At 47.7% G+C, this 26,385-nt stretch carries 32 protein-coding genes; 22 read left to right on the top strand and 10 right to left on the bottom strand.

From position 1 onward, the window contains the following. Positions 1-50 precede the first annotated feature (50 nt). Positions 51-602 carry a hypothetical protein gene (locus L6H70_RS07090; protein ID WP_236331350.1) on the top strand — a complete coding sequence of 184 codons (552 nt, stop codon included), beginning with the start codon at positions 51-53 and terminating at the stop codon, positions 600-602. Further along, positions 602-1,378: a CPBP family intramembrane glutamic endopeptidase gene (locus L6H70_RS07085; protein ID WP_236331347.1), complete on the top strand. Its 777-nt coding sequence runs from the start codon at positions 602-604 to the stop codon at positions 1,376-1,378. Before L6H70_RS07090 ends, L6H70_RS07085 begins: the two co-directional genes overlap by 1 nt. 685 nt (positions 1,379-2,063) lie before the next feature. On the opposite strand, the gene L6H70_RS07080 is transcribed toward L6H70_RS07085, so the two are convergent. Then, entirely contained in the window at positions 2,064-3,017 is a 954-nt protein-coding gene (locus L6H70_RS07080) for a serine hydrolase domain-containing protein (RefSeq protein WP_236331345.1), read from the bottom strand. Positions 3,018-3,158: 141 nt separating this feature from the next. On the opposite strand from L6H70_RS07080, the gene L6H70_RS07075 reads away from it, so the two are divergent. The 5 genes from L6H70_RS07075 to L6H70_RS07055 all read left to right on the top strand — a co-directional run bounded on the left by L6H70_RS07075 (position 3,159) and on the right by L6H70_RS07055 (position 6,192). Next, complete coding sequence (locus L6H70_RS07075; protein WP_236331343.1) at positions 3,159-3,866, top strand: hypothetical protein; 708 nt, start codon at positions 3,159-3,161, stop codon at positions 3,864-3,866. A 139-nt stretch (positions 3,867-4,005) separates the two neighbouring features. Then, positions 4,006-4,629 (top strand): class I SAM-dependent methyltransferase, encoded by a 624-nt coding sequence (locus L6H70_RS07070; RefSeq protein ID WP_236331341.1) that lies wholly within the window; start codon positions 4,006-4,008, stop codon positions 4,627-4,629. Positions 4,630-4,805: 176 nt separating this feature from the next. Further along, the gene (locus L6H70_RS07065; protein WP_236331339.1) at positions 4,806-5,369 is read left to right on the top strand and encodes a polymer-forming cytoskeletal protein; all 564 of its coding nucleotides are present in this window, start codon (positions 4,806-4,808) and stop codon (positions 5,367-5,369) included. Positions 5,370-5,515: 146 nt separating this feature from the next. Then, positions 5,516-5,935: a YhfM domain-containing protein gene (locus tag L6H70_RS07060; RefSeq protein ID WP_236331337.1), complete on the top strand. Its 420-nt coding sequence runs from the start codon at positions 5,516-5,518 to the stop codon at positions 5,933-5,935. Continuing rightward, positions 5,935-6,192 carry a hypothetical protein gene (locus L6H70_RS07055; protein WP_236331336.1) on the top strand — a complete coding sequence of 86 codons (258 nt, stop codon included), beginning with the start codon at positions 5,935-5,937 and terminating at the stop codon, positions 6,190-6,192. The genes L6H70_RS07060 and L6H70_RS07055 overlap by 1 nt, the downstream gene beginning before the upstream one ends. Here the strand turns inward: L6H70_RS07055 and L6H70_RS07050 are convergent. After that, positions 6,189-7,115, bottom strand: coding sequence for a DMT family transporter (locus L6H70_RS07050; RefSeq protein WP_236331334.1), 927 nt, complete (start codon positions 7,113-7,115; stop codon positions 6,189-6,191). The genes L6H70_RS07055 and L6H70_RS07050 overlap by 4 nt on opposite strands. Beyond that, a complete protein-coding gene (locus L6H70_RS07045) occupies positions 7,112-7,963 on the bottom strand; it encodes an AraC family ligand binding domain-containing protein (RefSeq protein WP_236331332.1) in 852 nt (283 codons plus the stop codon). The genes L6H70_RS07050 and L6H70_RS07045 overlap by 4 nt, the downstream gene beginning before the upstream one ends. A gap of 232 nt (positions 7,964-8,195) precedes the next feature. Here L6H70_RS07045 and L6H70_RS07040 point away from each other — a divergent pair, with 232 nt between their 5' ends. The 4 genes from L6H70_RS07040 (at position 8,196) to L6H70_RS07025 (ending at position 11,084) form a co-directional block, all read left to right on the top strand. After that, positions 8,196-8,576 (top strand): hypothetical protein, encoded by a 381-nt coding sequence (locus tag L6H70_RS07040; RefSeq protein ID WP_236331330.1) that lies wholly within the window; start codon positions 8,196-8,198, stop codon positions 8,574-8,576. A gap of 26 nt (positions 8,577-8,602) precedes the next feature. Then, positions 8,603-9,274 (top strand): HAD family hydrolase, encoded by a 672-nt coding sequence (locus L6H70_RS07035; protein WP_236331327.1) that lies wholly within the window; start codon positions 8,603-8,605, stop codon positions 9,272-9,274. A 119-nt stretch (positions 9,275-9,393) separates the two neighbouring features. Further along, positions 9,394-10,083: a response regulator transcription factor gene (locus L6H70_RS07030; protein ID WP_236331325.1), complete on the top strand. Its 690-nt coding sequence runs from the start codon at positions 9,394-9,396 to the stop codon at positions 10,081-10,083. Continuing rightward, a complete protein-coding gene (locus L6H70_RS07025; protein ID WP_236331323.1) occupies positions 10,080-11,084 on the top strand; it encodes a sensor histidine kinase in 1,005 nt (334 codons plus the stop codon). The genes L6H70_RS07030 and L6H70_RS07025 overlap by 4 nt, the downstream gene beginning before the upstream one ends. 9 nt (positions 11,085-11,093) lie before the next feature. On the opposite strand, the gene L6H70_RS07020 is transcribed toward L6H70_RS07025, so the two are convergent. Next, complete coding sequence (locus tag L6H70_RS07020; protein WP_236331321.1) at positions 11,094-12,029, bottom strand: amidohydrolase family protein; 936 nt, start codon at positions 12,027-12,029, stop codon at positions 11,094-11,096. A 286-nt stretch (positions 12,030-12,315) separates the two neighbouring features. Between L6H70_RS07020 and L6H70_RS07015 the strand changes: the two genes are divergently transcribed. The 3 genes from L6H70_RS07015 (at position 12,316) to L6H70_RS07005 (ending at position 15,765) form a co-directional block, all read left to right on the top strand. Next, positions 12,316-13,071, top strand: coding sequence for an ABC transporter ATP-binding protein (locus tag L6H70_RS07015; RefSeq protein ID WP_236331320.1), 756 nt, complete (start codon positions 12,316-12,318; stop codon positions 13,069-13,071). Next, complete coding sequence (locus L6H70_RS07010) at positions 13,068-15,008, top strand: ABC transporter permease (RefSeq protein WP_236331318.1); 1,941 nt, start codon at positions 13,068-13,070, stop codon at positions 15,006-15,008. The genes L6H70_RS07015 and L6H70_RS07010 overlap by 4 nt, the downstream gene beginning before the upstream one ends. A gap of 148 nt (positions 15,009-15,156) precedes the next feature. Beyond that, the gene (locus L6H70_RS07005) at positions 15,157-15,765 is read left to right on the top strand and encodes a histidine phosphatase family protein (protein ID WP_236331316.1); all 609 of its coding nucleotides are present in this window, start codon (positions 15,157-15,159) and stop codon (positions 15,763-15,765) included. 7 nt (positions 15,766-15,772) lie between these two features. Here L6H70_RS07005 and L6H70_RS07000 read toward each other — a convergent pair whose 3' ends face one another. Beyond that, entirely contained in the window at positions 15,773-16,582 is an 810-nt protein-coding gene (locus L6H70_RS07000) for a lipase family protein (protein ID WP_236331314.1), read from the bottom strand. Between the two features lie 238 nt (positions 16,583-16,820). On the opposite strand from L6H70_RS07000, the gene L6H70_RS06995 reads away from it, so the two are divergent. After that, a complete protein-coding gene (locus tag L6H70_RS06995; RefSeq protein ID WP_236331312.1) occupies positions 16,821-17,597 on the top strand; it encodes an SDR family NAD(P)-dependent oxidoreductase in 777 nt (258 codons plus the stop codon). A gap of 94 nt (positions 17,598-17,691) precedes the next feature. On the opposite strand, the gene L6H70_RS06990 is transcribed toward L6H70_RS06995, so the two are convergent. Then, entirely contained in the window at positions 17,692-17,967 is a 276-nt protein-coding gene (locus L6H70_RS06990) for a DUF2087 domain-containing protein (RefSeq protein ID WP_236331310.1), read from the bottom strand. Positions 17,968-18,166: 199 nt separating this feature from the next. On the opposite strand from L6H70_RS06990, the gene L6H70_RS06985 reads away from it, so the two are divergent. Continuing rightward, positions 18,167-18,718: a hypothetical protein gene (locus tag L6H70_RS06985; RefSeq protein WP_236331308.1), complete on the top strand. Its 552-nt coding sequence runs from the start codon at positions 18,167-18,169 to the stop codon at positions 18,716-18,718. An 88-nt stretch (positions 18,719-18,806) separates the two neighbouring features. Continuing rightward, positions 18,807-19,682: an AraC family transcriptional regulator gene (locus tag L6H70_RS06980; RefSeq protein WP_236331306.1), complete on the top strand. Its 876-nt coding sequence runs from the start codon at positions 18,807-18,809 to the stop codon at positions 19,680-19,682. A gap of 73 nt (positions 19,683-19,755) precedes the next feature. Here L6H70_RS06980 and L6H70_RS06975 read toward each other — a convergent pair whose 3' ends face one another. Beyond that, positions 19,756-20,529, bottom strand: a complete 774-nt coding sequence (locus L6H70_RS06975) for a helix-turn-helix transcriptional regulator (protein WP_236331304.1) — start codon at positions 20,527-20,529, stop codon at positions 19,756-19,758. Between the two features lie 18 nt (positions 20,530-20,547). Beyond that, positions 20,548-21,129 carry a LysE family translocator gene (locus L6H70_RS06970; protein WP_236331302.1) on the bottom strand — a complete coding sequence of 194 codons (582 nt, stop codon included), beginning with the start codon at positions 21,127-21,129 and terminating at the stop codon, positions 20,548-20,550. A gap of 153 nt (positions 21,130-21,282) precedes the next feature. Between L6H70_RS06970 and L6H70_RS06965 the strand changes: the two genes are divergently transcribed. After that, on the top strand, positions 21,283-21,840 hold the full coding sequence (locus L6H70_RS06965; RefSeq protein ID WP_236331300.1) for a GNAT family N-acetyltransferase: 558 nt from the start codon (positions 21,283-21,285) through the stop codon (positions 21,838-21,840). 7 nt (positions 21,841-21,847) lie between these two features. Here the strand turns inward: L6H70_RS06965 and L6H70_RS06960 are convergent, their stop codons facing one another. Both L6H70_RS06960 and L6H70_RS06955 read right to left on the bottom strand, forming a co-directional pair. Then, on the bottom strand, positions 21,848-22,684 hold the full coding sequence (locus tag L6H70_RS06960) for a DUF6544 family protein (protein ID WP_236331298.1): 837 nt from the start codon (positions 22,682-22,684) through the stop codon (positions 21,848-21,850). Positions 22,685-22,691: 7 nt separating this feature from the next. After that, on the bottom strand, positions 22,692-23,156 hold the full coding sequence (locus L6H70_RS06955; protein WP_236331296.1) for a MarR family transcriptional regulator: 465 nt from the start codon (positions 23,154-23,156) through the stop codon (positions 22,692-22,694). Between the two features lie 259 nt (positions 23,157-23,415). Here L6H70_RS06955 and L6H70_RS06950 point away from each other — a divergent pair, with 259 nt between their 5' ends. The 4 genes from L6H70_RS06950 to L6H70_RS06935 all read left to right on the top strand — a co-directional run bounded on the left by L6H70_RS06950 (position 23,416) and on the right by L6H70_RS06935 (position 26,294). After that, on the top strand, positions 23,416-24,453 hold the full coding sequence (locus L6H70_RS06950; RefSeq protein ID WP_236331293.1) for an ATP-binding cassette domain-containing protein: 1,038 nt from the start codon (positions 23,416-23,418) through the stop codon (positions 24,451-24,453). Then, complete coding sequence (locus tag L6H70_RS06945; protein WP_236331291.1) at positions 24,437-25,249, top strand: ABC transporter permease; 813 nt, start codon at positions 24,437-24,439, stop codon at positions 25,247-25,249. The genes L6H70_RS06950 and L6H70_RS06945 overlap by 17 nt, the downstream gene beginning before the upstream one ends. Before the next feature lie 180 nt (positions 25,250-25,429). Beyond that, complete coding sequence (locus tag L6H70_RS06940) at positions 25,430-25,909, top strand: DUF6530 family protein (RefSeq protein WP_206100689.1); 480 nt, start codon at positions 25,430-25,432, stop codon at positions 25,907-25,909. A gap of 25 nt (positions 25,910-25,934) precedes the next feature. Beyond that, positions 25,935-26,294 carry a GIY-YIG nuclease family protein gene (locus L6H70_RS06935; protein ID WP_236331289.1) on the top strand — a complete coding sequence of 120 codons (360 nt, stop codon included), beginning with the start codon at positions 25,935-25,937 and terminating at the stop codon, positions 26,292-26,294. Positions 26,295-26,385 lie beyond the last annotated feature (91 nt).

Here is a 26,385-nt window from a genome sequence, read left to right as displayed (position 1 = left end):
TTTTTACGGGCAGGGTAGAGAGAGAACCTTTATAGAAGGGTGGCATTCCAATGGATTATTTATATCATTACTATGAGCAAGCAATCGGACCTTTTCGAAATCTGTCAGATCTGCCAGCGGATGAGGCAGCAGAGGTTCTAGACTCGGTTAAACACAATAAGGATGTTATGGCGGGGCGCAGAGCGGCAGGGTATATGAAAAGAAGATACGAGCTGGAGCAGCTGGCCAGAACGATGTTTATTTCCAAAGGAGGAAAGCCGGTCAGAAAAGTCCCGCATTACATGGTAGTCGGCGAATGTGAATGGCTGAATAGCTGGTATGAAGAAGGCGCAGCAGTGAAAATCCACATCTCCAGTTTTAACACCGATACTCTATCCTTCTCGTACGGAGATTTATTTCCGACCTTTAGCCCGAAGGTAGACGACGGCAAGGAGTATCGGGGAAATATTTATACATATAAAGAAATGGTACAGCTTATACATAAATATGGTCTGCCTCAGGTCTGGAACAAAGGGGGTACAAAGGGTCCGGAAAGGTATATTGAAGTGCAGGTCTGGGACGATGAACCTCTGCAAATAAGTAGAATTAAAGGAGAGAAATAATGACAAACACCCGTAAAAAGAGTCATCCCGTTATTTTCTCGCTTATGCTCGGTATCCTGCTGACGTTATTGATTTCCATAGCTTCGGCAGCCGCAACCATTATGGAATTAAGTGACAACGGGATATTGGTTGCCCAGGCCGGAGCCTTTCTCGTCATGGCTGTGATCGTTACCGTGTACATGACCAGAGGCAGCAGGAGCTTAGCCCAGTTCGGGTTCAAGCCGCTCGGGGGTGCCTCCTCCAAAGATGCACTCTACTACATACCCTTACTGATCATTGCTTTGGTTCAGCCGGTTATAGGCGGTTTAAACGTGAAGCTGACCACAGCTGAGGTATTGTTCTACCTGGTGTTCACTCTGCTGGTTGGTTTTACGGAGGAATCGGTCTTCAGAGGCATTATCAGAGACAAGCTAAAGTTCAAAGGCTCCGTATTCTACATCGTGTTTTCGTCGATCTTCTTTGGAATCTTACATATGTCTAACGCATTAAACGGAAATGATCTTGCACATGTTCTTATGCAGGTTATCAATGCGCTGCTGCTCGGCTGTATTCTCGCCCTGCTGATTGAAACAACGGGTAATATTATTCCGCTGATTGCTTTTCATTTTGTGTATGATGCCTTAGCGTTTATGACGAAGGAGAATCCGGACAAAGAACTCCTGGCCGTTGTTATCTTAAACCTCTTATATCTGGTGTATGGCATTTACCTGGTTTACAATTTGCGGCGGCGTAAGAAGCTGAATGCAGCTCCGGGGAATGGGATACATGCAACATAAAATTACAGCTGACATAACCGTGTTAATGCTGAAAAAAAAGTTGAAGCATCAATTCCAGCTTAATATTTTATTAACATTGTAAACTGTACGTAAAACCACAAAAAAACGAGCAATTCTTAGGCTTAGGCGGCCATATCTCTGGGAATAGGCATTTCCAGGTAATACGACAAAATATGAAAAATTATGAAAGTTTAAAATTCAGCGGTTATGCGCTAAGATAGTGTCATCACCAGCAAGTAGCTGCAACACAAGTTTTTAGAAGCTTACTTACCGGTGATTAATTGAAGGAAGGAGAGATTCCCAAAGAAACCATGAACAAGGAACAAGCTTTTCAGGCAAGACACATCTTGCAGTCGAAGGAGCGTGATTCCGTTGAAGCAGGTTAGCGAAGCGTACAACTACGGTTGACACAGTAGGGAAAACGTCCGTGAAAACGTTTTTCGTGTAATCGTGTACGCGGGGAACTCATCCCATATGCAGGACATGGAGCAATACTCCGATTACGGAGCGAACGGGAAATACCGAATATGAATTAACAATTACCATGTCAGGGATATGGATTGTTGCTGGAGGAAATGATTGAATTGAATATTGGATTGGACACATAAGTCCCCGTTACCTAGGTTGATAAGGTAGACGGGGATTTATGCATTTTACAGGTGAGTATTAGAGGTCAAGATCTTTCTCAGAGGACTTCTTCAACGAGCAGCGGAGCGATCCATTCGCGGAACACATCTACTGGAGGTTTCTTCTGCTTGCCTTGGTGATCTTGTGTTAGAACAACAACGATCTCAAGCGCAGGAAGTACATAAACAAATTGCCCTCCATACCCTCTGGCGTAATAATAGTGCAATACAGATTCTGTTGTACCGCCTGCTGTCATAGCAAAACTGTCAGTCCACCAATGCCAGCCGTAGCCGCCGCGCCGGGGAGCTTCCGCCTGCATGGCAGTTTGCGTGGAGCGAGTGATAAGTTCTGCTGGAATCAGCTGCCAGTCCGCCCAATTCCCTTGCTGTAAGTAGAGCTGCCCAAACTTCAGCAGATCGGATGGCCGCAGGCGAAGCCCGAATCCTCCGGTATGGATCCCTTGCGGATCCTGCTCCCACTCATACTGCTCAATTCCAAGCGGCTCGAACAGGTGCAACTCAGCAAACCGGGCAGTGGGCATCCCTGTTCCTTGTACCAGTATAGCTGACAGCAGCTGGGAGACACCGGAGTTGTATTCCATATGCTCCCCTGGCTTATGCGACAGCTTCTGCTGCAGCACGAAATCCGTCCAGTTCTCTGACCGGGTCATCCGGGGAAAAGAGTTCTGCCCGCCAAATTCCGTCCAATTGAACCCTGCGGACATCGTTAACAATTGCTCCAGGGTGATTGCTGCCTTACGCTTATCTGCGTCCAGCTGAAGCTGGGGATAGAATTGCGATAGGGGAGCAGATGGCTGCGGAAGCAAGCCTTGCCCGATAGCAATGCAGATCAGCGCGGATAGAATGCTTTTGGTACAGGAGTTGATCTTGGCAATCTGGGTTACTATGTGAGGCTCTCTATAATGTTCATATATAAGCCGGCCTTCCCGGCTGATCAGACAGCTGCGCAAGTTCTGCGGCGCAAGTGCTGCGGACAGTTGAGATTTATTCATAGCGGAATTCCTTTCCTATGCCGTTCTATTGCTGTATATTTCGTTTCATTGTACATATCTGATAAATAGTGTACCAGCCTGCATCTGAAAAAGCGAAAATGTGCCCGGAATTCAGAGTCTTTTGAAAGGAGAAGGCGGACAATGTTCGGATGGCTAAAGCGAAATAACAAGGTGAAACACCCCTATCATGACCTGAATTTGGGGCTAATTAAAGAGTATTCAATGATTGTTCCTAAGGCTGAACTGGGAAAGTGGACCGGCAAAGGATGGATCGAGGATAGAACATTCATGGACTTCCATTATGCACCAGGTAAAGGTGAAGCGATGATCTTAAGCAGACCGAGGTCCTTAAAGGAAATAGAAATCGGTTCGCTGCTGAATAGCCGGGTTGTGGATTTCACCTCTCAATTGGGCAGTTACGGTATGGGCGGACCTGGATTTTTCGGTGTATTACTGGACCAAGAAGGCAGTCAACAATATTTAGTCTACGCAGTGTGGCATTCAGGACAATACATAATGATGGAGGGCAGAGTTATAACATGCCATTTGAAATATAACAGGACCTATAAACCGTGGGTATCCGAATGGGCCGGTGAGTCGGCAGAAGAGCAGTGGGATCAACTCTCCGGGGTTATAAAAGGGAGTGTGATTACTGGTATTACACTATGTGATGCTGAACTGCACCTGGAACTATCGGCAGATAATAGTATTCATGAGCTTATCTTTTATCAATACAATGAGGCTTTGCCGCCTTTAGGAAATGGAGAGGCAAGAAAACAAGCTTTTCAACAGGGAGTTATAGGGGATTACATTATTCTGTCTGAAAAGAATGCCGTACTGCATGTCTAAAAGTAGCATTTCTCACATGTGACTTAATCAGGCGTCAGTCCGAACGGGTAAATGGTATATTTAGCTCTGGATGGATATTTTACACTGTGTGGAAAGGAGATCAGAGCTTATTAAAAATGGCAGCTGGGAAGCAATTTATTTGGAGCAGGGAAAAACGCAAATTGAAGTATTGGATACAGTAGTGGAGGCTGCGAAGCGATTTACAGACAACGGCTGTACATCTATTCTGGATTTGGGCTGCGGCACAGGCCGGCATACGCTTTTTTTGGCTGATCAGGGCTTTCATATACATGCAAGCGATCTCTCCCCTACAGGTGTGGAGCTAACCAGACAGCTTGTGGATCAATGTGGAACCTATGATGTGGAATACAGTGTGCAGAATATGTACGCGATGACTTTGGAGGATCAGAGGTTTGACGGTGTGTTATGTATTTGGGTTCAAGGGCACGGAGTCAGGGATGACATCCGGCAAGGAATCCACGAGATACATCGTGTACTCAGGAAAGGCGGAACGGTAGTAACTGATTTTGTGACGACTGAAGATCCTACATATGGTATTGGTGAGGAGATCGACAGGAATACATTTGTTGGTGGAAGACCCGGCGAGGAAGATATTCCGCATTATTACACTACGCGTGAAGAACTGGAGAACCTGTTTGCTGAGTTCAGCGAAGTTGAGTTAGCGGACAAAGTATATGAATTCACAGATATGCACGGTAATGACCATAAAATTGTTGCTATTCTGGTAACAGCAAAGAAATAGCGAACCATAAGGACGCTGGCATTCTGTCAGTGTCTTATTTTGTATATATTTACTTTGTTAGAAGACGTTGTATTAGGCATTCTGGCATCGACACAAATTTGTGAAAAACATCACGTGATATTTTTCAAATTTTAATATATAATATGGTTATTAAAAAGAAATAGGGGGATTTAAAAATGAAATTTGTTAAAGTTTTGCTGGTTGCCGGTGTTTCTGCTGCATTGTTGTCGGGTTGCGGTTCGAATAATAACAATGAAGGAAATGAAGCGGCTGCTACAGCTACAACTGCTCCTACATCTGCTGCACAGACAGATGCAGTATCTACAGCATCCATTGTTAAAGAACAAGATCCATTCCTTAAAGCAGTAAGCGCAGAAGGTAACTGGATCGTAGCGATCCTTAATGACCTGACAGTAGATCAGGATGTTGTTGTAGCCGGTGAATTCCATGATAAAGGCGTTGCCGAAAATGCAATTTACCGTAAGCTTGCCCTGTATGCTCAGGATGCTGACCACAAAGTTACAGCCAGCTACACCCTTACTGCACCTAAAGTGACTGTACAAAGTGAAAACTTCAGAGTGCAAGGCGGAACGATTAAAGGTGACGTTTACGTAGAAGCTAACGGCTTCAACCTGTATAAAGATGCTACAATCGACGGAAACCTGTACTTTGCAAATGCAGATGTACAAGCATCCGCTGTTATGGAAGGTAAAGTGACTGGAGCAACTGAAGTTAAATAATTACTTCACGTTCCGTATGGATGAATAAATAGAGCCTGCAGACTTAATCCCTGTACTGGGAGGTTGAGTTAGCAGGCTTTTTTCTTGTTTCTGCAGAATTATATGGAAAGGTTATCCAAAAGAGCCCAAGATAAGGAGGAACTATGATGCGAATATGGATGTTTCTGCTCTCCTGTATGCTGTTATTTGGAATTGTGGGCTGCAGTGAACCTAAAGTGACAGAGGTGGAAAAGGTACGGCTCCAATGTGTGGATTTATGCACCAGTGATCAGCAATCAACCGTACCCTTCACAGAGAAGACGTTTACCGGTGCAGATGAAATTAGAACCTTCGTAAGTGCCATCGATAAGTCGGTCAAAATGAGCGGGGAATTGGATTACGGGACTTATTTTCTGATGTACGTGTACTATAAAGATGACAGTCAGAAGACTTATGTTTTGAATATTTCTGATTCCGCTCAAAAGGGGATTAGAGGCCTGCTGGTCGATACTGAAGATAGCGGTCAAGGCTATGAGATCCCTGCAGCGATTCATGAGGAGCTAAGAGAGCTGATATACCGGAAATAATGCCTGAGAAAGGCAGGCTGAACTTTGAGTTTAACGGCGGAAAAGCTCTTGCCGGAGCTCGGGTTCACCCGGATTTTCATAGCACGGACTGGTATGTATTTGCGGAGGAGGGGGAGCTTCCTAGCGCGAATTATTTTGCCATTACGGAAGACCGGGAGCCCGGCCCCCGGCTATTTCCGATTAGCCTGACATATTATGCGGTGTATTTCGCCGATCCCTGCGGTAATCAGTATGAGTTGGTACGCCGGTTAAATTAATGTTGTTCGTGTACAGCGATCCCCTTGGCGGGGGTTGTTTTTGGTTTGCGTTCAGAGATATAGGAGCCGCTTAACGTAAGCACAGTGCCGAGCAGGATGGCCCAAGTGAGCTTTTCATGCAGAAACAGCGCAGCGGCAGCCACGGTGATGACCGGAACAAGATAGATATATACGCTTGTTCTGATCGCTCCCAAAATACCGACCGCACGGTTCCAGGTCACGAAGCATAACGCTGAAGCTCCCAGACCCAAGTACAGAAGATTCATAAGATTCGCAGACTCGCTTAATCTGTCCAGACTGAACTGAAAATCCATCAGCGGCAGAGCGGGCAGCATCCCGAGCAAGCTATACAGAAACACTCTGCGGGTAACGCCGATAGTGTTATGTTGCAGAGCACTGATTTTGCGCATCAAGACTGAATATATAGCCCAGACCACAGGGGCCAGTAAGGCAAGCAGATCGCCGAGCGGATTTAGCTCTACACGGAAACTTCCGTTCAGGAAGATGCAGATAATGCCGCTCAGCGCAATCAGAAAGCCGGTGATGAATGAGGGGGTTAAACGTTCTTCCTGTAAGCAGAAGTGGACGATCACCGCGGTTAAAAACGGAGCAATCGACACAATTACACCGACGTTAGAGGCCAGCGTGTAGACAAGGGCAATATTCTCAATCAGAAAATACAAAGTGACTCCGCAAAGTCCGGCGGCGATAAACAGCGCTTCCTCTTTGAAGGAATTCGTCCGGATCCGGCGCGGATGGAGCAGGGACAAGACCAAATACCCCAGAATAAAGCGGAAGAACAGGATTTCAAGCGGAGTAAAGTCTGCCAGCAACGTTTTGGTCGAGATAAAGGTGGTTCCCCAGATCATGATTGTAAGGAAGGCAAGCATATGTCCGGTGGCCGCAGTGCGTTCGTGATTCATGATGAGGCGACCTCCGAAGGTTTCTTTTCCGCCTGCTGTTTAAATATCCGCAGATACTGCTTGGGTGTTAAGCCGATTAGTTTTTTGAAGAAATTAGTAAAATGGCTCTGGTCGCTGAACCCGGCCTGCAGGGCAACCTCCATCGGCGATACCCCTTGCTCCAGCAGCCGCTTGGCCTGGTTAATTCGAATCGTCTCCAGATAACGGTAAGGGGAGATCCCTTTTTGCTTAGTAAACAACCGCAGCAGATGATATTTACTCAGACCTGTCAATTCTGTCAGCTGATTCAGTGTAATATTTTCAGTATAATGATCCTCTATGTATTGGCAGATCATTTTTATTTCCGTCGTAAGCTCCCGAGCGGGAACCGGTGCATCTGCGTCTGAATATTCCCGCAGCAGCTGCTCAAGAAGGAACAGGAACAATTCTTCTTTCTGGAAATCCGCCTGTTCGTCCAGAAGCATCTGGTGCAAATCATGCAGCGGCGAAGCCAGCTCACTCTGGAATAGTACGGCCTGTGTGAACCTCGGCAGATCGAGCTTGCCCGTAATCTCATGCACATAATGCCGCATAACCTCCGGCTGGACATTAATGCAGCGGTAATCCAGGGTTCTTCCATCCACCTGTTCACAGGAGTGGGGATCCTGCGGGTTAAAGATGATTACATCTCCGCTGTTCAGGATATATTCCTCATTACCACACTGTAGGTACCGTTTGCCTTGTTCAATAAACCCGATCACATAATAATCATGAAAATGATTGGGGAATTTCTGCATAATTCCTTCGAAACGGTATGCCTCCAGCTTCAGCTCTGTATCAAAAACGACTGTCCGGACTTCACGAGTCAACTGTGTTCACCTTCTTTTTCGGTAATGTATAGCTATTATAATACGAAAAGTATCGATGTTCTTGAATGATGTTGCGCTGAAGGGGAGCCGGTATCGTCCGTTTTTTGCCAGATTATAGTATAATGATGGGAGTTATCGGGGTCGTATATTTAGAACGGAGGATTTTATAGAGAATACAAAAGTATACAAAGCCAGAGGCCCCGCTGAAATATCGCTGCTGATAGCATTAAGTGTGAATATGGGGTTGTGGAGCTTTTTTATCATTACTGCCAGTTGGGATTTTCACTTAGCTTTTGCATGCCTTCCTGTTTTTCTAGTTATTGAAGGGATTTTGATTTACCGGGCATTTACAGCCAGAACACCTTTCGAAATTGTAATGAGGCCAGAGAATATTACAGTTAAGGATCGGATAATTGAAGCCAGTGACATCAAGACTGTGTTTGTAAGAGGTTATTTTATGCCTGTCATCGGTATTAGGCCTAAGGGTAATTTTCTTGTGCCTTATAAGAATTGTTTCCGTTTAGAAAATGATAATTACATAAAAGACCTGTCTGAATGGGCGGAGCAGAAGCAAATCAAAGTCTCCCATAAGCGGTTTATGCGCTGGCTTTAATTTTGCAATATAAAGGCGGTGAATGAATGATTGAAGCGGTAGTCTTTGATTTTGACGGATTAATTCGGGATACTGAGACCTATGAGTTCTATTCCTTTCAGGAGATTCTTCGTGAGTATGATGTGGAACTGCCTCTAGAGCTGTACTGTAAGCGGATTGGTGGACATGCTCAGGCGTTTGATCCTTACAACTACTTACAGGAATGTACCGGGCTATCGCTTATCCGTGAGGAGCTGAGGATACTTCGGAGGCAGAAATACGATGTTATGATCAAAAATGAAAAGACCCTGCCAGGGGTGTTGAATTATTTCGAGACTGCGCGCAGGCTCGGATTGAAGATCGGTCTGGCATCCAGCGCTCCATATGACTGGGTGATGCCCAATCTGGAAGAACTGGAGCTTGTTCATTATTTCGATTGCATCCGGACAAATGGTGATGTAAGTAACGTCAAGCCGGACCCTGAATTATACTTGAATGTATTGGAATATTTCGGAGTAAGCCCCCGGAATGCCATTGCTTTTGAGGATTCGCCCAACGGGGCTCAAGCTGCAAGAAGTGCGGATATGCACGTTGTGATCGTTCCCAATGAACTCACTAAAGACCTGCATTTCGCGGATTACAGCCTGCGGATGAATTCCATGCTGGACATGGGGCTGCAGCAATTGATTAATGTATTGAACTTGAAAATAAATTCATAGGGAAAAGTAGCTGGAAGTCCAAATATTCTCTGAATGCACGGCCGATCCACAAATGGAAGAATTACGAGTTCAAACTAAATAAGAAAAAGATATAGAGATTCGAAACGAGGTGCCCTTTTTTGTTCAAAATCATGTTGGTCGAAGACGATGTTACACTATTTAACGAGATAAGGGAGCGCTTATCCCAATGGTCCTATGAGGTTTACGGCATCTCGGATTTCTCAAAAGTGCTGCAGGAGTTTACGGCGGTTAAGCCGGAGCTTGTCATCATTGACATCCAGCTGCCGCTTTATGATGGTTTCCATTGGTGCCGGATGATCCGGGCGCACTCTAATGTGCCGATTATTTTTCTCTCCTCCCGCGATCACCCGAGCGATATGGTTATGTCCATGCAGCTTGGTGCGGACGATTTCATGCAGAAGCCGTTCCATTTCGAGGTGCTGATCGCCAAAATCCAGGCTACCCTGCGCCGGGTGTACAACTACAGCAGCGAACGGACGGAGCTGAAGACATGGCGGGGGGCAACGATTGAATACGTGAAGAATACCGTTACGAACAGCCTCGGTGCCGCGCTGCTTACCAAAAATGAAATGTTCATTCTAAAAATACTGGTGGAGCGTAAGGATCAGATTGTCGATCGTGAGGAGCTGATCAAAAACCTCTGGGATAATGAGCATTTCGTGAGCGATAATACGCTGACTGTGAATGTGAACCGGTTACGCAAAAAGCTGGAGCCGCTGGAGCTGGACACCTTTATCGAAACCAGGGTCGGGCAGGGCTATATGGCGACCGAAGAGGCAGCGTTATGATTACCAAATACATAAAGGAGAAGCGGAGCTGGCTCTGCCTGCTTGCCGGGATTCAAGTGATGATCCTGTTTGTTGCTTTTGTGGATGCTTCCATACCCTTTCTTCCGCTTCTCTATATTGTTCTGCTGAATGTGCTGGTTTGTACGGCGTTTGTGTTCATCCGGTTTCAAAAGGAGACCCGGTTCTACAGGGCCGTTAAAGCCTGGGACCAGGTGTATGATCTTGAGGCGTTTGACGAAGCGGACAGTCCGTTTGAACGGATTGTGCAGGAGGCGGTAACCTCCCAGACAGAACGCTACCGCCGGGAATCCGCTGTGAGCTTCCGGCTGCTGGAGCAGGAGAAGGACGACCTGCTGTCATGGATTCATGAGGTGAAGACTCCGCTTACTGCGATGAAGCTAATGATTGAACGCCTTCCGGACGAAACACTGCGGAGCCAGATCATGTACGAATGGCTGCGGATTCATCATCTGCTTGACCAGCAGCTCCATCAGAAGCGTATCCCGTTTATGCGCAATGATCTTTTCATCGAGGACACCGGACTTGAACCGATTCTTAATCAAGAGATCCGGGCGCTGAAGTCATGGTGCATTCCCAAAGGAATCGGGTTCGATGTGTCACTCGAGGCGGAAACGGTGCTTACTGACGGGAAGTGGCTCGGGTTCATGCTCCGGCAGTTGCTGACTAATGCGGTGAAATACAGTGAGGCTTCGGATATTGTAATTATGAGTAGGGAAACGGATGGACATGTTGTACTTATCATTGAAGATCAGGGGAGAGGGATCGATCCCAAGGATCTCCCGCGTATTTTTGACAAGGGCTTTACTTCCACACTGGGCAGGCAGGAAGGGGCGGCTACCGGCATGGGACTGTATCTGACGAAGCAGGTTGCAGAGCCACTGCTGATTGGCATCCGGGCGGAGTCGGCACCCGGGAAAGGCACAACATTTACACTGACCTTTCCGCGGGAGAATGATTTCGTGAGGCTTGCCGGCCAGTGATTGCGGGCATTATTTTCGAAGTCCGGTTTCACGGATATCATTCAGCTCATTTGCCGACATTAGCCCGGAGCTGTACAGATTCAGATATTCTTCGGATACACTCTGATTAAAGATCAGCAGGTCGTCCGTATTAAGAGTAACTGGGATTCCGGCATCATACAGTGCTCGGATTGGATGTGTGGAGTAATCTTCTGTCCGGCCGAGCATGACATTGCTGGTCGGGCAGACATGCAGAGTGATGCGATGCCCGGCAAGCCAGTTCATTACCTGAAGAGAGTGTGCTGCGGCAATTCCATGATGAACCTCATGAAGCTCCAGCTCTTCGACGGCTTCCATCACATCGTCAGCCGTACCGAATTCACCGGAGTGAGCTCTCAGCACGAGCCCTGCGGTCTTGGCGCGGCGGTAGAGCGGGCGAAAGTTTCTTATCGGCTGGGCCAGCTCGGGGCCGCAGATATCAACGGACTTGAACCAGTGATAAGACAGGATTTCATCCAACCTGTCCAATGCTTCGTCAACATTGCTGCGGCTGTCAAATGCCAGCTCCGGCAGGAATTGTGTCTGCGGAGCATACTGATGACTGAACCCGTCCATTGTATGTATGAATGCCTCCATACCTCCGAGGGCATCAATTTCATCTATCCCGTAGCTGAGGGCCAAGCGTTCAATCCCGTCATCAGTGGCCTGGACGAAGGAAGCCTCAACCCGTTTCAGATAGCCTTGGATACCTGGACAAAGGCTTTTTACATGACTGACGAACCACTGCTGCATCTCACCCAAAGATCCGAATTTGGAGGAAGGCGGCAGGATGGTGGTATTCACCCAGTCTCCGATATACTTGATATTGCCTCCGCGCCCGGCGTGGTTATGCAAGTCGCTTTTGGGAATTCTGCGGAGCGCATCGAGCGAATGATTTGCTAGAGCCTCAATGAATTGATGTTTCATTGTTCCCTCCTAATAATAGATTTGCTAACAGGAAAATTTAGGGCGTGATATTTTGAATATAGCACACCAACTATATTAGTGGAACTTGACCTTACCTGAATGGGCAGAAGTGACGGATGGGAAGTCCAAACATTCGACGTAGTTACGTCTTAAGCCCATCTCTGCCCTCCCCTGATAACGGGCATGTGACAATAATGTCACATGCCTGTTCATATTGTTCGGCGAATCGCAGGAAAAGAAAGCTGATCCCGCTTATGATGAAATTACAGAAAAGGAGTGGGTGAACATGGTCATTTTGCAAGCCAATAAAATCTACAAAACCTACGGAAATAAATTTAACAAGCAGGAAGTGCTCAAGGGAATTGATCTGCAGGTAGATAAAGGTGAGTTCGTCGGTATTATGGGAGCTTCCGGGTCAGGTAAAACGACACTGCTGAACGTATTATCCTCTATCGACCGGGTCAGCCAGGGGACGATCGAGATCGAAGGCAAGGAATTTACCGGGATGAAGGAGAAGCAGCTGGCAGAGTTCCGCAAGCACCATCTCGGATTTATTTTTCAGGAATATAATCTGCTGGATACACTGACGGTCAAAGAAAATGTGCTGCTGCCGCTCTCGATTACCGGCATTTCCAAGAAGGAGGCTCATGGAAAGTTTGAGCAGGTGGCCGGGGAGCTGGGGATTTCAGAGCTTCAGAACAAATATCCGGCGGAAATATCCGGGGGCCAGAAGCAGCGGACCTCAGCAGCGCGGGCGTTCGTGCATGAGCCGAGCATTATTTTTGCAGATGAGCCTACGGGAGCGCTGGATTCCAAATCCGCTTCGGATCTGCTGAACAAACTCGCTGATATGAACAGCAAGCGCCAGGCTACGATCATCATGGTCACCCATGATCCTGTAGCGGCCAGTTATTGCAGCCGGGTGGTTTTTATCCGCGACGGACAGATTTACACACAGCTGAACAAAGGCGAAGAATCCCGCCAGTCCTTCTTCAATGATATTATCAAAACCCAGGGTGTATTGGGCGGTGTTCAGCAATGAGTCTGAACTATATTGTTTTTCGTAATCTGAAAAAGAATCTTAAAAACTACTACCTGTATGTCTTTGCCCTGATTTTCAGTGTGGCACTGTATTTCTCCTTCGTTACGCTGCAATTCGATCCTGCGCTGGATGACATTGAAGGTTCGGTTAAAGGGGGGGCAGCCATCGGCACGTCCTCGGTGCTGCTGGTGGGGATCGTCGCAATCTTCCTGTTGTATGCCAATACGATCTTTATCAAGCGGCGCAGCCGGGAGATCGGACTGTTCCAGCTGATCGGACTCACCAAAGGTAAGATTTTCAGGCTGCTTAGCGCTGAGAATCTGATGCTTTATTTCGGATCGATGATTCTCGGTATTGCTGCAGGGTTTGCTGTTTCACGGCTGATTCTGATGGTCCTGTTCAAAATACTAGAGATTGAAGCAATGGCAAAGCTACGCTTCTCACCGGATGCGCTGGTACGGACGATCGTCGTCTTTGCTGCCATCTACCTGCTGATTATGCTTATGAACTATCTGTTCATCAAAGGGCAGAGTATTTTATCCCTGTTCAAAGCGGGTGCAACAACCCAGACACGCGTCCGCAAAATGCCGCTGTGGGAAATCATTCTCGGTCTCTTGGGCATCACCTTTATTGCCGCAGGGTATTATATTTCAACTCAGCTCTTCAGCGGAAAATTCAAGGAAATGTCCGAACTCATGACTGCGATGATTGTAATCCTCGCTCTGGTGATTATCGGTACGTATCTGTTCTACAAAGGTTCGGTCAGCTTCCTGTTCAATGCCATCCGTAAGAGCAAAAAGGGGTATCTCTCAATCAATGAGGTGTTGTCACTCTCCTCGATTATGTTCCGGATGAAATCAAACGCGCTGTTGCTGACGATAATTACTACGGTATCGGCGCTGGCTATCGGCCTGCTGTCCCTCAGCTACATCTCCTATTATTCGGCGGAGGAAACGGCCAAACAAAGCTCACCGCATGATTTCGGTTTTGCCCGGGCAGCAGTGAAGGAGAAGTTTGTCCAGGCCCTGGATGCGAAGCATATTGAATACAAAGAGATAGACATGCATCCGGTTCGGATGGAAGTCGATGCTTCAAAGATAATGGAACATTCGGAATTTACAGCTCCAGGGGATAATGTACTTACGACTTCTGTAGTGAGTGATAGTGAAGTCGAAGGTATGGATCTGAAACCGGGTGAAACCCGGATTGTAGGCTATGGCGGTGCGCTGGAAAAATTCATGTCACTCAGTAAAACCGGTGAGGTGGGGTTCCGGACTGTTAATGACACGATCAAGCAGCAGCTTAACGGGATATCCGAAACTCCGGTGCTGCCCTTCTATTATGGGGAAGGCGGCGGAATCTTCATTGTAGATGAGACTGTATTCAAGGAACTGGTGCAATTGCGGGATCCTAAGCTGCAGAAAAAGCAGGAGGTCGCGGATTATTACGGTATTGAGTTAACCAACCGCTCACAGATCGATACTGCAAATCAAATCTATATGGACCAGAAACCGCAATCACCAGCCTTCTCCCAGTATGAATACGCGCTGAACCAGCGGACTAATATGGGGATGATAATGTTCATTGTCGGCTTTCTCGGCCTGACCTTCCTGATCACCTCCGGCTGTATCCTGTACTTCAAACAGATGGACGAAGGTGAAGAGGAAAAGGGCGGGTATACCATTCTGCGCAAGCTGGGCTTCACCCAGAGTGATCTCCTGCGCGGTATCCAGTATAAGCAGCTGTTCAACTTCGGTATTCCGCTGGTCATCGGGCTGTGCCACAGCTATTTTGCGGTCAAATCGGGATGGTTCTTCTTCGGAACCGAGATGCTCACACCAATGATACTGGTAATGCTGCTGTATACGGTTCTGTATTCGATTTTTGGATTCTTATCCGTACTCTATTACAAGCGGGTAATCCGGGAATCCTTGTAAATATTTGAGGTGAATAAGGGCAGTTCAAAACGCTTAGGCGCTTTTGGACTGTCTTCTTTATGTCACGGGGGAGGCATATATCATAGACATATTTCCAGAAAATACATATCTTTACGAAGACAAGGATACAGGATTTGGAGGATAAATGATGTCCATTTATTTGGTAAGACACGGTAGTGATGATGAAGGTTACCGGGGAGGCTGGAGTCAGCGGGGATTGAATACAGAAGGGTACAGGCAGTCGGAACGGCTGGGGATCTATTTAAACGAAAATAAACAGCTTTATAATATACATCGTGTTGTCAGCAGTGACCTACCCAGGGCGCTGGATACAGCAGGCGAAATTGCTGCGAAGCTCAGCCTTACAGTGGAGCCTAGCAGAGACTGGAGAGAAACCAACAATGGTGTTATTGCAGGCATGCCGAATGAAATCGTCGATGAGCGGTATCCCGGATTATATTTCGCCGGCCTCCGGATGGATGAACCTTACCCAGGTGGGGAGAGCCCGCTTGAATTTTATACACGGATTAAGAATACTTTCGCTAAATGGTGCCGGGAGCAGGAGGGGCAGCTTCATCGTGAAAATGTATTAGTCGTAACCCATGGCGGTGTAATCAATGTGGTCTATCATCTGGTGCGGGGGCTGGAGTGGACGAATCTGTCCAAAGCATTCCCGTCTTCGTACACCAGCGTACATAAAATTGAGCACAGCATCGGGAAATGGGAGATTCAATTAGCATATCAAGGAGCTGAATAATCTTCTCTTACTTCTGTAATGTGAGTTCCACAACCGGACAGAAGCCGGGGCTGGATTGACATAATTGCCGGGTGAATTGCGGATCAAGCTTGGCGAGCTCTGCAAAATAGCTGCTGATGATGTGATTGAGGCCGATAGCCCCATTCTGGAAGTTAAGCGTGTTGAGTGCCTGAACATGACTGTAGTAGTATCGTTTTTCCCGTTTGGGCAGCTTATAGATCGTCGGGGGAGCATAGGTTACGGCGTCAAAGGTATTGGCGATACGGTAGCTGCTGCGTACATACGTAGTGAATGCTTTTTTGAAGGCCGGATCACCGACCCGGGGGGAACCATATGTGTACAGCAGGGGTGAAGTGAAGACGGTATTGGCTCCGACATCGGCTGCACAAAGGGTAGCAAGTGCTGCACCGAGGCTGTGGCCGGTGATGATTAAGGTTTTGCCGGGCGGCAGACTGGCGAGCACTGAGATGATCTCACTCCTGGCTGAAGAATAGATGTCGGTGAACCCGCGGTGGGTCAGGCAGTACTCATTGATATATTTGAACCTCTTTTGCGAAGCGATGATGTCGGAAATCCAGTTGGTGGTCGAGCTGGTTCCCCGAAAGGCAATAATAATTTCTTCTGGCGATTCCAGGATGAAGCCGAACCTTTCCCAGATGTTTCCGGCCGACTTGGCCATAATTGTATATTTCAGCGAGTAATTAAACGGCACCACGAACGATCCGTCGGGATTATTGAATTGCACATAGGTCTGACTGCATACAGCCGCCAGAAAGGTTGCCCGTTGTTCAAAGGTTGTATTATTGCCCACCTGCATCCCGCCCTTCTATCTATCAACTATGTATGATGGAATAGGCGGATAGGTGCGTGTCAGCCGGAAGAATCTGTACCGGATATTTTGAGAACGACCGGTAAAATAATTCTTTACCGGTCGTTCCCGATATGTTACACTGGGTTCAATAATTACATGTTCAATTTAATTAAGCAGTTCAATTTTATGAGTGTTCTAGAACGATTGTTCCCGAATGCTACTACATTTTAAAGGGGCGTTAACGATGGGTAAATTGGATGGTAAAGTAGCTTTGATCACTGGCGGGAACAGCGGTATCGGTCTGGCGGCAGCCAGATTGTTTGTTACGGAAGGAGCAAGGGTTGTTCTAACCGGCCGTAATCTTGCCACACTAAATGCAGCTGTAGAGGAGCTTGGAAATGAATCTGCACTTGCGGTGCAAGCTGACGCAACGGACCCGGAAAGCTCGGCCAAGGCTGTAGAAGCTGCCATTGAAAGATTCGGCAAACTGGATATTGTATATGCAAATGCAGGTATCAGCGCACCAACACCAGTCGGGGATACAGAGCTGTCTACCTTCGATGAAGTGTTAAGAGTGAATGTGACCGGCGTCTTCTTCACGGTTCAAGCCGCACTGCCTTATTTGCAGAAAGGTGCTTCGGTAATCCTCACAGGATCAGTACTCGCCCAAGCTGGCAGACCCGGCGGCTCGGCGTATGCGGCAAGTAAAGGTGCAGTCAGCAGTATGACCAAGGTTCTGGCCTCCGAGCTGTCGCCAAGAGGAATCCGTGTCAACAATGTAGTGCCTGGAGCAACCCGTACGCCTATCTGGGGCCAGAATACACCAGAAGACTGGGCTAAACTGGAAGCAGGCATGTCGCTGTCCATTCCGCTTAACCGTCTTGGTGAACCTGAAGAAATCGCGAAAGTTGCACTGTTCCTGGCTTCGGATGATTCCTCCTTCATTCAAGGTACGGATATCACTGCTGACGGGGGAGCAGGAGCTGCTCCAATGGGTGCACCCATTTATTGTCTAAGTTAAGTGAAATAACGTTTGGAATAGTATTAAGCACATTAAGCCTGCAAGCAGCCTGAAATGGCGAGCGGCAGGCTTTTTCGGCTATGCCTCAACTTAGTCACAGTTCTTCCGGCAGGGGGATTTTCCAGTACTTGCTGCCGTCCGAGGTTCTGCCCAATAGGCGGTTGTCAACCAGCTCTCTTCGTAAAAAGCAGTGATCATTAAAGGTGTGATTGTCTTTGATAATCTCATTGATCTCTGCCTCGGTATACTCCACACCTTCTGCAAAATTTGTACTCAAATACTCTACAACGATTCTTTGATTGGTACGTTTGGCGGGCCAGCTGCGCAGCTTACGGTCACGGTCCAAAAAATTATCCAATTTACTCTTCATTATTGTGATCCTCCATTTTAACTAATATTTAATTTTATTTTAATCTAATTATATACATATCTAATTAGAAAGCAAATCTATTTTTCTTGGCATCGTTTAAACTTAAATTTTTTATAGACTTTATGAATGTTTAGCTGCACTACACACGTTCATATGGGATAATTATCCTAAGTAGAACAAGCAATGGAGGATGAAGGGAATGCGGATAGCCAATAAAACAATGGTTATAACCATTGCTTTACTGTTAAGCCTGACCGGGTGTTCTAATTTTGGAGTGGAGGGGGACGTTCAGGCGGATCATCAGGAAGTTAGTTCTATGGTTGCCGCTGCTGAGGAGTATGACTTATCTGCTCTTGCCTTGGAGCTGCCTGCTAACTGGGAGCTGGATACGGAGGATCCAATGAATTATTTGCTAAAAAATGACCGGGGCGAAAGAGTAGGACGAATCTCTTCAAGTCCATATGTAGCTGATTTTGAATTTAAACATGCACTGCCTAATCACAGCTCAGTCATAAACGATGAAACGATAAACCTGCCTGCGGGAGTATGCAGATTAATTACCCTTGATGCTGATAACGGGCCAGCAGCATCCGGCGCGACCGGAACTCATAATACATACTACGGGATTGTAACCATCAAGAATAAAGTAATATATATTCTGGAGTTTACGAATCTGGATAAAGATCCGCAGAGCAAGCAGCAATTCATTGATCTCCTGAAGAAGATTTCGCTGAAGGAACCGGTCAGCTAGTTAGAGAATCCGTCAATACGGTGCACGAACTGTCGGAGCCAAGCGGCGTGATTTTGTTAATCTGGACTTGAGGAAAGGAGGAAGCTGCATGAATCCGCTGGAGGATATGAATAAGGCGCTCGCCTATATTGAGGAGCAGCTATCGGGTGAAATTGACTACAAGGAAGCAGCAAGGCGGGCGGTGTGCTCGGAGTATCATTTTAAGCGGATGTTTTCTTTTCTGGCCGGAATCCCGCTGTCTGAATATGTGCGCCGCAGACGTTTGACGCTGGCAGCCTTTGAACTGCAGCATAGTTCCTTACGGATCATCGATATCGCTGTCAATTACGGTTACAGTTCACCCGATGCCTTTACCAAGGCTTTTCAGCTGTTTCATGGAGTAACGCCTTCTGAAGCCAGAGTGAACGGTCAGCAGCTCAAGGCCTTTCCTCGGAAGACGTTTCAATTAACAGTCCAGGGAGGAAATGAAATGAATTACCGTATGGAAGAGAAGGAAGCATTCCGCATTGTAGGTCTTCATAAAAGAGTACCGATTGTTTTTGAGGGAGTGAATCCGGAAATTGCGGCGATGTGGGGAAGTTTGAATCTGGAGATGATCAGCCAGCTTAAAGCTCTCTCCAATACAGTACCCCAAGGAATGATCAGCGCTTCTGTGAATTTCTCGGAGGGCCGGATGGAGGAAAAGGGGGAATTGGATCATTATATAGGCGTGGCTACGACACTGGATTGTCCGGAGCCCTTCTCGCAGCTTGAGGTGCCTGCCGCTACCTGGGCTGTATTTGAAGCCGTGGGTCCTTTTCCAGATACACTGCAAAATGTTTGGGGAAGAATCTACTCTGAATGGTTTCCTTCCTCGCATTATGAGCTGGTGGAAGGGCCGGAGATTTTGTGGAACGAAAGTAAAGATACATCATCACCCGCATATAGAAGCGAGATTTGGATTCCTGTAGTGAAAAAAAACTGAGCAGCACAAATAGAAGCTCCCGGATGATCCGCTGATCCCGGGAGCTTCTGCTGGTTACCGTTAAGAATACCGTTTAGTTAAGCTGTGACATATATTCATAAGCGGTGACACCGAACATGCTTTTAAAATGCCTGTTCAAATGGGTTAGATCGAAAAACCCGCATTCCGCTACAGCCGCATAGATATCTTTGGTTTGTTCGATGGAGCGTTTAGCGTATTCCACTTTGCAATTCAGAAAAAATTGATAAGGCGAAATGCCGGCATGCTGCTTGAACCCGCGGATGAACTGGAATTTGGATATGCCGAATTCGTTGCTGAGATCCTCAAGCTTCAGCACCTGGTTAAGGCTGCCCATCATCATCTCTTTAGCCCGTTCGACAAACCGGTTGTCCATTCTGTGGGCTGTATCGGCTGACGTATGGGCTAGGCGCTCAATAAGGGAGAGCAGCAGTTCACTGCATAAGGACTCCTCTTGGCCGGTTTGAACGGCTTCCGAGAGTGAGCAGATGCAGCGCGCTAACCACCGGTCATATACAATAGGAATGTTGAAGCGGAGCTCCTTACTTCCCAGTATCTCTGACACCAATTCGGGTCTCAGATAGAGCATGACATAATCAATGCCGGCCCGGTCATAAGAACTGCCGTCATGATACTGTTCACGGTTGAAAAGCATAACGCCATTCCGGTGCGAAGACTGAAAGCTGCCGTTCAGATTGTACTGCTGGATGCCGCGCAGGGTCACACCGACAGCATATTCTTCGTGGCAGTGCTTTTTGTAGGTGAAGTCGCTCATGCTAGCGGACAGCGCCAGGATATCCTCCGATTTTTTATAAATAAACTGTTCCACTGCGTGCACCTCCATTCTCTATAGAAGCCCCGAAACCATTACGGCCGAATAGACCAGAAACAGCGCCATAATCGTATTCGCCGCCCGCTGGTGATTCAGCAGAAACGATCTGAATACAGAGCCGAAAATAAGCCAGGTTGCAAAAGCCAAAAATCCGATAACAGTTATAATAATAACGAATACCATCAAAATAAGCGGCGAACTGTAATAAGGCAGCACATAACTCGGGATCACGGTTAAGGTAAATAAAATAACCTTGGGATTGACAAACTGCATTAGTAAGCCGGAAGCGAAACCGGACGGATGCTGCTCCAGGGATTCCGCCGAACCCATCCGGAAGATCTGATACGCCAGATAGAGCATGTACAGACAGCCTACGATCTGCATGGTGCTAAGTATACTCGGCAGGATACCGGCAAGCATCCGGTTCAGGATGGCGGAAGCGCCAAGCAGCAGGCCGAAGGCCATCGTCGCACCGAGCACATAATTCATCGCCTGCCTCATGCTGGAATGCTGGACGGATGAAAGAATGACGATATTGGTGGGTCCGGGGGTAAAAGTAACAATAACACAGTAAACGAGAAAAGTGGTTAGATTCATGCTGACCTCCTGATTCATTGTCAACAAGAATCGTACACCTTCCGCTTGGAGGCTTATAGTATATTATTGCAGAATTTCTCTTCCACACACCAGATCATTTTGTGTACACTTACCTTAAGCAGTAGCTTAATCTGGTTTAGAGGTGTCTAAGAAATGCATACGAAGCTGACTATAAGCAGGCTAAAACCTGAGGATAAAGAGGCGGCAACCCGGATTTTTGAAATTTCAATTACGGATGCCTTTGAACAAGAGGGACTTGGAGATTTGCGCGAGGATATTCAACATGAAATTGAGGGGAAAAGTAAGCTTGTGCTAAGCTCGCTCTCGGGTGACCACCCGGATACCTTTTTTATGCTTGCCAAGCTGGACGGTACAGCAGCCGGAACGATTTCCTTCGGTCCCTGCGGAGAGGATATCCGGGTATGTACAGGCGGTGAGCTGGATGGTACAGGTGAGCTGGGCAGTTTATACGTATTGCCGCAGTTTCAGGGCCAGGGGGTGGGCTCAGCGCTGATTAAAAGCATGGCTGCGTGGCTTAAGAGGCAGGGGATACAGCAATTTTGCCTGGACAGCGGCTACAAGCGCGCGCAGCAGCGATGGCTCAGAAAGTTCGGGGCGCCGTATAAGACGATTCAGGACTACTGGGGCCTTGGCAATGATCATATGATATGGTTATGCGATGTGAAAGACTATATAGAGACTGCCCAATAACCGCGGATTAACGGTATTCTAAATGGAGATTGTCACTGTCAAAGTACACAAGATCTCCTTGTTCATAATGCCATACCGCTTTTAGGTGAGTGGGCTGCCGGACGCCGCCGATTATTCTGTAGTTATCCATGTAGGCGGTCCATTTCACCTTTTGTTTTGAACCATCCATCCCGATGGCCGTGCGGTCTTCTGTCGTGAAAGAGCTGCATTCCCCGTTCTCGCGAAAACTGAATATTCCGCTGGCTGTAATGCCGTAACGGGAAATAGTAGCTTCCGCATGCAGATCATCTACCCTCTTCCAGGTAATGTAGCTTTGCAGTGCAGCGCTTGGCAGCAGCATAACCTCTGACAGAAAGGTGACCAGACTCGCCTGATCCATTTCTCCGCCACGCTGGTTAAATAGAGTAAATGTCTTGCCGAGAACGCCCTTCATGCCGCCTTCACCCCCTACATAGGAATCCAGTCCCTGAAAAGGGACACCATACATCGAAGTGTCAATAAAGGCTATTCTGGCGGGCTGATCTATGAAGTTGTATTGAGTGTAATCAATAGTTATGGCAGTTTTGCCCGGACTCAGGATGAAATCAACCTTACGGAAAACGGCTTTCATGGAGGACATCTGCGGAATTCCGGTAAATCCGCCGTTTTCAAAATACTTCCGGACAGGCGGCGGCAGCGCAGCCCAATCCTCCTTGGTGAATACTTTATTCGACGCACCTGGTGCACCCTTGAGCAAACCGGAGGCTAATTTTTGGAATTCAGCCTTGGTTTTGGAGTATGGAATTTGCCAAAAGACAACTGTAGCGGTAACGAGACTAACAAAAATAATGATCAGCAGAATCATAAGGGTTCTACTCCTTTTCTTCATCTGGGGAGCCAGCTTCCATCCGGGTAATGTTAGCAGTGAGCTTGGTCAGACCCGTGAACAGTCCGCTGGTCAGCTCCGCATTGAAATCCTGGAATAAATCGTCCATGAACTGTTCTTCCTCCCGGTTTCTACCCGCAAAATAAACCATACATTCTTCGGTAAGCCTCACACGCAGAATCCGTGCATCCTTTTCATCCTTAGAGAGCGTCACAAATCCCTGCTTCTCCAGCAGAAGGGCCATTTTCTTGACATTTTGCCTGGAGCTGCCGATCATCGCAGCCAGATCGCTTAAGGCAGGTGCAGGGGAGCCGCTCTTTAAAATAACAGCAATCAGCAGCCACTGTTTCATTGTGATCTTCTCATCCAGCTGGTCACCCAGCACCTGAAGACGGTTGGCGAGCGTAAGGAAGGCGCCGAGGATGTAAGCCTGCTGTTCTTTTAAGTCCATTAGTTTCTGCTCCTTTCATAAAGGTAACCTATTACACATTTATTATATGTAACAGGTTACCTTTTTGTCTACGATTATTTATTCCGGTTTCTACATCCGGGGACGGAGGGCAAAATGGTCTTGCAGACCGTTTGGCAGCTCCATAATCAGGCTTATAATGAACAGGACTGAAGGGCTGAAGAAATACATACACGTTTATATTCAGTTTAAATAAGGGATTTATGATCCTTATATATTAGTTGTGTAGGAGGAGTAGCAAATGAGTCAACAAACCAAAAAAGCGCCGCAGCAAGCAGCATTAGCCATTGAAGCGCAGGGGCTGGTCAAGGTGTTCGGAGACAACCGTGCGGTAGATGGGGTGGATCTTCAGGTAGCCACCGGTTCCATCTACGGGGTGCTCGGGCCTAACGGCGCCGGGAAAACGACAGCGATCCGTATGCTGGCAACCTTATTGCGCCCGGATGCCGGATCCGCCAGAATCTTCGGGCATGATGTGGTGAAGGAGCCGCAGATCGTACGGCAATTGATCGGGGTAACCGGACAATACGCATCCGTCGATGAGTCGCTTAGCGCTACCGAGAATCTGGTGATCTTCTCCCGGCTGCTTGGACTGGGCCGTGCGGAATCCCGGCGTAAAGCAGCGGATCTGCTGGAGGAATTCGGGCTGACCGAAGCTGCCAAACGTCCGCTCAAGCATTTCTCCGGCGGGATGCGCCGCCGGCTGGATCTGGCCGCAAGCCTGATCGCCCAGCCGCCGCTGATCTTCCTGGATGAGCCGACTACAGGGCTTGACCCGCGCACCCGCAACCAGATGTGGGATACGATCCGCCGGCTGGTGGGCTCGGGTTCAACGGTTCTTTTGACCACACAGTATCTGGAGGAAGCTGATCAGCTGGCAGACCGGATAGCGGTTATTGACCATGGAAGAGTGGTTGCCGAAGGTACCGTTGATGATCTGAAATCCTCTGTTGGCAGCTCATCGCTGCACTTAAGAGTGGAGAATCCGCAGCAAATTATGGTTGCCCGGCAGACTGTTGAACGGGTGCTGCGGGTTCAGGCCGCTGTATCCGCAGAAGCTGCCAAGATTACTGCGCCGATGGGCAATGCGGATCAGGTAACCGATCTGCTGATTGCGCTTCGTGCTGCGGGAATTCCCTTGTCCGAAATGAGTGTACAGAAGCCGACCCTGGACGAAGTTTTTCTGTCCCTGACTGGTCATGGTGTAGAAGATAATGCAGCACAGGTATCCGAAAAAGATAATAAAGCAGGGGGACAACAATATGAGCACATTAATTAAGCCGGGGGCTGAGCGCCAGTTGAAGAATCACTCCAGCTTCGGCCAGGCGGTTCGCAATTCCCTGACAATGGCTTACCGGGGGCTGCTTAAAATCAAGCGTACCCCTGAGCAGCTGTTTGATGTAACGTTTCAGCCGATTATTTTCACCCTAATGTTTACCTATATCTTCGGCGGAGCGATCTCTGGTGACGTGGTGAGCTACTTGCCGGTAATCATCCCAGGAATTCTGGTGCAGACGGTCATTACCACCTCCATCGTCACTGGCGTGCAACTGCGTGAGGATATGGAAAAAGGGGTGTTCGACCGCTTCAAATCACTGCCGATTTCGCGGATTGCGCCACTGGCGGGAGCACTGCTCGCAGATACGGTCCGTTATACCATCGCAACGGTACTGACTTTCGTTATGGGATATCTCATGGGCTATCGTCCTGAGGGCGGCATCGGTTCTGTAGCTATAGCAGCGCTGCTGGTGATCGCCTGCTCCTGGGCCATCAGCTGGATCTTCGCGTTCTTCGGTGTAATTGCCCGTACAGCTTCCAGTGTGCAGGGGATATCCATGATCGTGCTATTCCCGCTTACGTTTCTCTCCAATGCCTTTGTGCCGGTCGATACTATGCCTGACTGGCTTCAGTGGTTCGTCAAAATCAACCCGATTTCCCACCTGGTCACGGCAGTCCGTGAATTAGCGAATAACGGAACAGCAGGTTCGGATCTCGTCTTTTCGCTGGTCGGCGCTGCTGTGATTGTGGCTATCTTCGCACCCATCACCGTCCGCGCTTACATGCGCCGCACCTAATTTTCAAAGGCTACCCAGAGTCGGACCACACTCAGAGGTACGCCAAAAAGCTTCTGCAGCATCTGCTGCGGAAGCTTTTTTTTGCGGGATTGACAGATGATGGAATGAAGGGTATTATGATTTTTGACTTAGTAAATTAGTAATTTAGTAAATTAGTAAATACAATTGGAGCGTGTAAAGATGAAAATTCCAACCACCCTAAAACATAAACCTGTGATCGTATCCGAAAATTATGAGCAGGTAGACGGTCGTTATGCCGGCAACACTGATGCCCAGGGGCTGTCCCTCGGCTTAGCCCAGTGGAATGACCGGGGAAAGGTCGATATCTCAGCTAAAGTATGGAGACACACAGGGGAGAAGTGGTCCAGACAGTCGGAAGAATTGCCGATGCACCGTGTGCTGGATCTGGCGATCCTGATTTGCAGAAGCAGCTTATACTTCCAGGATGCTTACCGCATGCCCAAAATGTATGACCCGGAGAACACGACGATTGATCGTATCGGGCTGCAGGGAGACGCCATGAATGTGGCAGTGTGTACTGACAATCCAATGATTGATAATGATATTAAGCTGTTTGCCCAAGCGCTTGGTGAAGACGGTGAAATGATCGGGGAGCGGCTAAGTGTACTATCCCGGGTACTCAAGGAAATGGGCTATTAAGACTTCCGCAGAAGGAGAGAATAACGTGGACAAGAGCAAGCGTAAGGAGCTTCAAGAGGAATACAAGCAGATTAAAACATACATGGGTGCCATCCAAATCACTAATAAGCTCAGTGGTAAAATCTACATCGACACCTTTTCCAATCTGAAGAACAAATGGTTTACCCTCCAGATGCAGCTGGATATGGGCCGGTTCGCAAATGCAGAGCTGCAAAAGGACTGGAAAGCGCTTGGGGCAGAGAATTTCAGCTATGAAGTGCTGGAGGAGAAGGAAACTGACGAAATTGCCGATGTGAAATGGGAATGCAAGGTAATGCTGAAACGGTGGCTTGAGGAATTACAGCCCTATGAAGACAAAGGCTACAATAAACCACTGCAGAGATAATAGGACAAACGGCTGTATAGGCTCCCCCGGGAACACTAACGGCCGTTTTTTTATCTGTACACCAACACTTATACATGAGATAGATCAGCAT

The organism is Paenibacillus auburnensis, assembly GCF_927798115.1.
Classification (GTDB): Bacteria; Bacillota; Bacilli; order Paenibacillales; family Paenibacillaceae; genus Paenibacillus_AQ; species Paenibacillus_AQ auburnensis.
The sequence above is the reverse complement of the archived record's forward strand: the minus strand, read 5'-3'. Positions and strand labels throughout refer to the sequence as shown.